The organism is Streptomyces sp. RKND-216 (assembly GCF_004795255.1).
GTDB classification, from domain to species: Bacteria; Actinomycetota; Actinomycetes; order Streptomycetales; family Streptomycetaceae; genus Streptomyces; species Streptomyces hazeniae.
The window spans coordinates 2,428,200-2,435,000 of the sequence record NZ_SSBQ01000002.1; the positions used below are offsets into that span (position 1 = coordinate 2,428,200).

At 64.6% G+C, this 6,801-nt stretch carries 4 protein-coding genes, 2 rRNA genes and 1 pseudogene; all 7 read right to left on the reverse strand.

Going from position 1 to position 6,801, the window contains the following annotated elements; translation table 11 throughout:
• Positions 1–72: 72 nt before the first annotated feature.
• The 7 genes and pseudogenes from E4198_RS10715 to E4198_RS10745 all read right to left on the reverse strand — a co-directional run bounded on the left by E4198_RS10715 (position 73) and on the right by E4198_RS10745 (position 6,628).
• Positions 73–171, reverse strand: a complete 99-nt coding sequence (locus E4198_RS10715) for an AURKAIP1/COX24 domain-containing protein (protein ID WP_003948845.1) — start codon at positions 169–171, stop codon at positions 73–75.
• 151 nt (positions 172–322) lie between these two features.
• The gene (locus E4198_RS10720) at positions 323–532 is read right to left on the reverse strand and encodes a helix-turn-helix domain-containing protein (protein WP_027764613.1); all 210 of its coding nucleotides are present in this window, start codon (positions 530–532) and stop codon (positions 323–325) included.
• Between the two features lie 121 nt (positions 533–653).
• Positions 654–1,093: pseudogene (locus E4198_RS10725) on the reverse strand (phosphatase); the annotation flags it as partial.
• A 204-nt stretch (positions 1,094–1,297) separates the two neighbouring features.
• Positions 1,298–2,479, reverse strand: a complete 1,182-nt coding sequence (locus E4198_RS10730) for an acetoin utilization protein AcuC (protein ID WP_136182951.1) — start codon at positions 2,477–2,479, stop codon at positions 1,298–1,300.
• A gap of 23 nt (positions 2,480–2,502) precedes the next feature.
• On the reverse strand, positions 2,503–3,150 hold the full coding sequence (locus E4198_RS10735) for an HAD family hydrolase (RefSeq protein WP_136182952.1): 648 nt from the start codon (positions 3,148–3,150) through the stop codon (positions 2,503–2,505).
• Positions 3,151–3,256: 106 nt separating this feature from the next.
• Positions 3,257–3,373 (reverse strand): 5S ribosomal RNA (gene rrf / locus E4198_RS10740).
• A gap of 129 nt (positions 3,374–3,502) precedes the next feature.
• Positions 3,503–6,628 (reverse strand): 23S ribosomal RNA (locus E4198_RS10745).
• Positions 6,629–6,801: the final 173 nt, after the last annotated feature.

The following is a 6,801-nucleotide window of genomic DNA, read 5'->3' on the forward strand; positions in this document are numbered from 1 at the left end:
AAGCCGTCGCCTTCCGTCACACACGCGTCGGTGTGCGGCGGAAGGCGACGGATCAACGAGCTGCGTGCCCGCTCACTTCTTGTTGCGGCGCTGCACGCGCGTGCGCTTGAGCAGCTTGCGGTGCTTCTTCTTCGCCATCCGCTTGCGCCGCTTCTTGATAACAGAGCCCACGACTACCCTCGCTCACTTCTCCGACTCGGTGCGGGGCGTCCGAGCCCACACGACCTACATGGGCTCAGCCTACCCGCCGCCGGTGAAGGGACGTAATCCGAGGTTCGCTCCGGGGCTCCGGCCGGAACACGGCACGCACGCCCGTACGGAACTACGCGCTCTCCATCCCGACGTAACTCTCCCGCAGGTACTCGTGGACGGCCTGTTCCGGCACCCGGAACGACCGGCCCACACGGATCGCGGGCAGATGACCGCTGTGCACCAGGCGGTACACGGTCATCTTGGACACACGCATCACGGCGGCGACTTCCGCCACGGTCAGGAACACGACCTCGTTCAGAGGCCTCTGGTCGGCAGCCATGTCTCACCTGAACCTTCCGCACACGTCGGACACCGGCTTCCCCTCCGGCGGCTCCCACCCCATGCGCTACCCAGATACGGGACGGGTGATGCAAGTGGGGAAGAGGAGAGCGATCAGGCTCCTACTGTGACAGACGGGCGTGATTGAGTACATAGCGCGCCAGCGGGCCGTAGTGCACCACTGACGCCCCGTCATTCAGCGGCACCGCCACGGCCACCCGCCCCTCCGCCTCGCCGACGAACGGCGCCGGATCGTCCGTGTCCGCGGGCCCCGTCCCCTCGACGCCGAGCGCGCCGCCGCGCAGACCCATCCGTGGTCCCCGACGACCAGCTGCGGCAGCCGCCCGCCCTCGGCCGCGGCCGCCGCCAGCGCACTGCGCAGCGGAAGCGGCGAGTGGGTGTGCGCGCCCGGCGCATCCGGATCCGTGCACGCTCCCACCCTGTGCAGGACAGCCACCCCGTGCACGTATGCCAGGCGGTGCGGCACAACGCCGAAACGCGTCGCCACGTCGACGCGCCGGCCACGCCCCGGCGTCAGCACCGGGCACCCCACGGCGGCAAGACAGCCGCCCGGTGAACACGTCCAGGGCGGCGAGGGGTGAAGTCGGGGTCGATCCGGTCCCGGCCAGACCCGCGGCGAGCAGATGCGCCCGCAGCCCGGCAACACTCCGCACACCGCCCGTCGTGAGCGTTCCGCGCCTGCGGAACGCGCACGATGGGCACCGTCACCCCTGCGTGCGACGCGACTTCGTGCTCGTCGGCGGGCTTACGGCAGCAGACCGTGGGCGGGGAACACCGCGCGACGGGTCGCGAGGACGGCCTGGTCCAGCGCGTCCGCGGGGTCGTAACCGGTCTGCTCCCACGGCCGCCACGCGGCCGCGCGGCCGTCCGTCATCCGCCGCGGAGCCGTGGAGACGCCGGTGCGCGCGTACACCTCACGGCGCCACTCCTCCGGCACCTCCGCGTCCGGCGCCACCGGGCCCCCCGCGGCGATCCCCACCAGGTGCGTCCAGCTGCGCGGGACGACGTCCACGACGGCGTATCCACCGCCTCCCAGAGCCACCCAGCGGCCGTCTGCGTACTCGTGGGCCCAGGCATGGCACGCCTCGGCTGCGGCACGCTGCGCGTCGACGCTGACCGCGAGATGCGCGAGGGGGTCCTCCGCGTGGGTGTCGGCCCCGTGCTGCGTCACCAGCGCGTCCGGGCGGAACTCGGCGAGCAGTTCGGGCACCACGGCGTGCAGTGCCCGTAGCCAGCCGTCGTCGCCGGTCCCGGGCGGCAGTGCGACGTTGGCGGACGTGCCGGGCGCCGCAGGGCCGCCGGTCTCCTCGGGCCACCCGGTGCCGGGGAAGAGCAGGCGCGGGTGCTCGTGCAGGGAGATCGTGAGGACCCGGGGATCGTCCCAGAATGCGGCTTCGACGCCGTCTCCGTGGTGCACGTCCACGTCCACGTAGGCGACCCTGCGCGCGCCGAGTTCGAGGAGCCGCGCGACGGCGAGGGCCGCGTCGTTGTAGACGCAGAAGCCGGCGGCGGAACCGGGCATCGCGTGGTGCAGGCCGCCGGAGAAGTTGACGGCGTGCCGCGCCTCGCCCCGCCACACCGCCTCGGCGGCGCCGACGGACTGGCCTGCGATGAGCGCGGAGGCTTCGTGGACCCCGGCGAACGCCGGGTCGTCCGAGGTGCCCAGACCGTAGGACCCGTCGGCGGTCAGCGGGTCGGCGGAGATGCGGCGCACGGTGTCGATGTAGTCCTGCCGGTGCACCAGCCGCAGCGTCGAGTCCCCGGCGGACGTGGCCGCCCTCACGGCCAGCCCTGCCGTCCCGGGCAGGCCGAACGCCTCGACGAGACGCATCGTGAGCGCCAGCCGCACGGGATCCATGGGGTGTCCGTCACCGAAGTCGTAGTCGGTGACCGCCTCGTCCCACATCAACACCGCGCCGCCGCTCATGCCCGCCACCGTACCGGTGCGGTTCAGGAGGAGAGGAGACCCACCAGGGCGTTCATGTCAGTGAAGCGCTCGCGTGCGGCGGCCAGCCGGTCCGGCGGCGTCATCGCCGCGTAGCCGTACACGTCCATACCGGCCGCGACACCGGCCCGCAGGCCGAGGGGGCTGTCCTCCACGACCGCGCACCGCCCGGGCGGGACGTCCATCGTCCCCGCGGCGTACAGGAAGAGGTCGGGGTCGGGCTTTCCGCGGGCCACGTCCTGCGCACTGAAGATCCGGCCCTCACCGAACCGGTCGTACAGGCCGGCCTTCGTCAGTGAGACGCGGATCCGCTCGTGGGTGCCCGAGGAGGCAACGCAGTACGGCACCCCTTCGGCCTCCAGCTTGTCCAGGACGCCGTCGATGCCGTCGACGGGCAGCAGTTCCCGCCGGAAGGCGGCGAAGGTCCGCTCGTGGAGGACCTCCTCGAACGTGAAGGGGAGGCTGTCCCCGGTGCGTGCGCGGACCACCTCGCGCACCCGTGTGACGGAAGAGCCCATGAAGTCGCGTACGGACTCCTCGAGGGTGGTGGGGTGGCCGAGCTCGGTGAGAAAGGCGGCCAGCACCCGGTTGGCGATCCGTTCGCTGTCCACCAGGACACCGTCGTTGTCGAAGATCACCAGGTCGTAGCGCATGCGCGTCAGCCTAGCGACGGGCCCTGGGCGGTGGGGAGCCGGTCAGGGCCTGGAAACGGCGAAAGCCCCGCCGGCCCGAAGGCCGACGGGGCTCCCGTCAATGATTGTTCGGCGGCGTCCTACTCTCCCACGAGGTCCCCCTCGCAGTACCATCGGCGCAATAAGGCTTAGCTTCCGGGTTCGGAAAGTAACCGGGCGTTTCCCTCACGCTATGACCACCGAAACACTATGAAACACACAAACACCGGGAGAACAACCGCAACCCCCACACACACCACCAAAAGTGGGCAAGGAATTACGGGTTCTCGACCTGGTTGTGGTCTCAGAACCCACACAGTGGACGCGAGCCTCTATGGACAAGCCCTCGGCCTATTAGTACCGGTCACCTCCACCCATTACTGGGCTTCCAGATCCGGCCTATCAACCCGGTCGTCTACCGGGAGCCTTAACCCCTCAACGGGGGTGGGAGTCCTCATCTCGAAGCAAGCTTCCCGCTTAGATGCTTTCAGCGGTTATCCCTCCCGAACGTAGCCAACCAGCCATGCCCTTGGCAGAACAACTGGCACACCAGAGGTCCGTCCGTCCCGGTCCTCTCGTACTAGGGACAGCCCTTCTCAAGACTCCTACGCGCGCAGCGGATAGGGACCGAACTGTCTCACGACGTTCTAAACCCAGCTCGCGTACCGCTTTAATGGGCGAACAGCCCAACCCTTGGGACCGACTCCAGCCCCAGGATGCGACGAGCCGACATCGAGGTGCCAAACCATCCCGTCGATATGGACTCTTGGGGAAGATCAGCCTGTTATCCCCGGGGTACCTTTTATCCGTTGAGCGACGGCGCTTCCACAAGCCACCGCCGGATCACTAGTCCCGACTTTCGTCCCTGCTCGACCCGTCAGTCTCACAGTCAAGCTCCCTTGTGCACTTACACTCACCACCTGATGACCAACCAGGCTGAGGGAACCTTTGGGCGCCTCCGTTACTCTTTAGGAGGCAACCGCCCCAGTTAAACTACCCACCAGACACTGTCCCTGATCCGGATCACGGACCCAGGTTAGACATCCAGCACGACCAGAGTGGTATTTCAACAACGACTCCACCCAAGCTGGCGCTTGAGCATCACAGTCTCCCACCTATCCTACACAAGCCGAACCGAACACCAATATCAAGCTATAGTAAAGGTCCCGGGGTCTTTCCGTCCTGCTGCGCGAAACGAGCATCTTTACTCGTAGTGCAATTTCACCGGGCCTATGGTTGAGACAGTCAAGAAGTCGTTACGCCATTCGTGCAGGTCGGAACTTACCCGACAAGGAATTTCGCTACCTTAGGATGGTTATAGTTACCACCGCCGTTTACTGGCGCTTAAGTTCTCAGCTTCGCCATCCCGAAGAATGACTAACCGGTCCCCTTAACGTTCCAGCACCGGGCAGGCGTCAGTCCGTATACATCGCCTTACGGCTTCGCACGGACCTGTGTTTTTAGTAAACAGTCGCTTCTCGCTGGTCTCTGCGGCCACCCCCAGCTCAAGGAGCAAGTCCCATCACCAGACGTGGCCCCCCTTCTCCCGAAGTTACGGGGGCATTTTGCCGAGTTCCTTAACCATAGTTCACCCGAACGCCTCGGTATTCTCTACCAGACCACCTGAGTCGGTTTAGGGTACGGGCCGCCATGAAACATCGCTAGAGGCTTTTCTCGACAGCATAGGATCATCCACTTCACCACAATCGGCTCGGCATCAGGTCTCAGACACAAGCCAGGCGGATTTACCTACCTGACGTCCTACACCCTTACCCCGGGACAACCACCGCCCGGGATGGACTACCTTCCTGCGTCACCCCATCACTCACCTACTACCAGCTCGGGCCACCGGCTCCACCACTCCGACTTCATCCGAAGAATCCACCGGCGGCTTCACGGGCTTAGCATCACTGGATTCGATGTGGGTCGCTTCACAGCGGGTACCGGAATATCAACCGGTTATCCATCGACTACGCCTGTCGGCCTCGCCTTAGGTCCCGACTTACCCTGGGCAGATCAGCTTGACCCAGGAACCCTTAGTCAATCGGCGCGCACGTTTCTCACGTACGTATCGCTACTCATGCCTGCATTCTCACTCGCATACCGTCCACAACTCGCTTCCACGGCTGCTTCACCCGGCACACGACGCTCCCCTACCCACCCACACGGTCGTTGGACCTATTGTGTGAGTGACACGACTTCGGCGGTGTGCTTGAGCCCCGCTACATTGTCGGCGCGGAATCACTTGACCAGTGAGCTATTACGCACTCTTTCAAGGATGGCTGCTTCTAAGCCAACCTCCTGGTTGTCTCTGCGACTCCACATCCTTTCCCACTTAGCACACGCTTAGGGGCCTTAGTCGATGCTCTGGGCTGTTTCCCTCTCGACCATGGAGCTTATCCCCCACAGTCTCACTGCCGCGCTCTCACTTACCGGCATTCGGAGTTTGGCTAAGGTCAGTAACCCGGTAGGGCCCATCGCCTATCCAGTGCTCTACCTCCGGCAAGAAACACACGACGCTGCACCTAAATGCATTTCGGGGAGAACCAGCTATCACGGAGTTTGATTGGCCTTTCACCCCTAACCACAGGTCATCCCCCAGGTTTTCAACCCTGGTGGGTTCGGGCCTCCACGAAGTCTTACCTCCGCTTCACCCTGCCCATGGCTAGATCACTCCGCTTCGGGTCTTGAACACGCTACTCAACCGCCCTCTTCGGACTCGCTTTCGCTACGGCTCCCCCACACGGGTTAACCTCGCAACATGCCGCAAACTCGCAGGCTCATTCTTCAAAAGGCACGCAGTCACGACCGCCGGAACAAGTTCCGACGGCGACGCTCCCACGGCTTGTAGGCACACGGTTTCAGGTACTCTTTCACTCCGCTCCCGCGGTACTTTTCACCATTCCCTCACGGTACTATCCGCTATCGGTCACCAGGGAATATTTAGGCTTAACGGGTGGTCCCGCCAGATTCACACAGGATTTCTCGGGCCCCATGCTACTTGGGTGCCGCACAAACGAGTTGCAGATGTTTCAGCTACGGGGGTCTTACCCTCTACGCCGGGCCTTTCGCATGCCCTTCGCCTACACCCACAATTTATGACTCGCCCAGCCGCCGGCAGACAACTGAAGTACGGTCCCACGACCCCGCATGCGCAACCCCTGCCGGGTATCACACACATACGGTTTAGCCTCATCCGGTTTCGCTCGCCACTACTCCCGGAATCACGGTTGTTTTCTCTTCCTGCGGGTACTGAGATGTTTCACTTCCCCGCGTTCCCTCCACACACCCTATACATTCAGGTGCGGGTGACAGCCCATGACGACTGCCGGGTTTCCCCATTCGGACACCCCCGGATCACAGCTCGGTTGACAGCTCCCCGGGGCCTATCGCGGCCTCCCACGTCCTTCATCGGTTCCTGGTGCCAAGGCATCCACCGTGCGCCCTTAAAAACTTGGCCACAGATGCTCGCGTCCACTGTGCAGTTCTCAAACAACAACCAGCCACCCATCACCCCGAGCAACAACCCGAGAACACTGGGACCGGCACCAGAGGAAGACGACCACACGGCCGCACCCTCAGACACCCAACAGCGCGCCCGACACCCACCCCGAACCCCTCTCGCTTTCCACG

What these genes read in the sequence shown, in the direction of transcription:
- E4198_RS10720 (WP_027764613.1), bottom strand. Translation starts at nt 532, where the DNA reads ATGGCTGCCGACCAGAGGCCTCTGAACGAGGTCGTGTTCCTGACCGTG.
- E4198_RS10730 (WP_136182951.1), bottom strand. Translation starts at nt 2,479, where the DNA reads ATGAGCGGCGGCGCGGTGTTGATGTGGGACGAGGCGGTCACCGACTAC.
- E4198_RS10735 (WP_136182952.1), bottom strand. Translation starts at nt 3,150, where the DNA reads ATGCGCTACGACCTGGTGATCTTCGACAACGACGGTGTCCTGGTGGAC.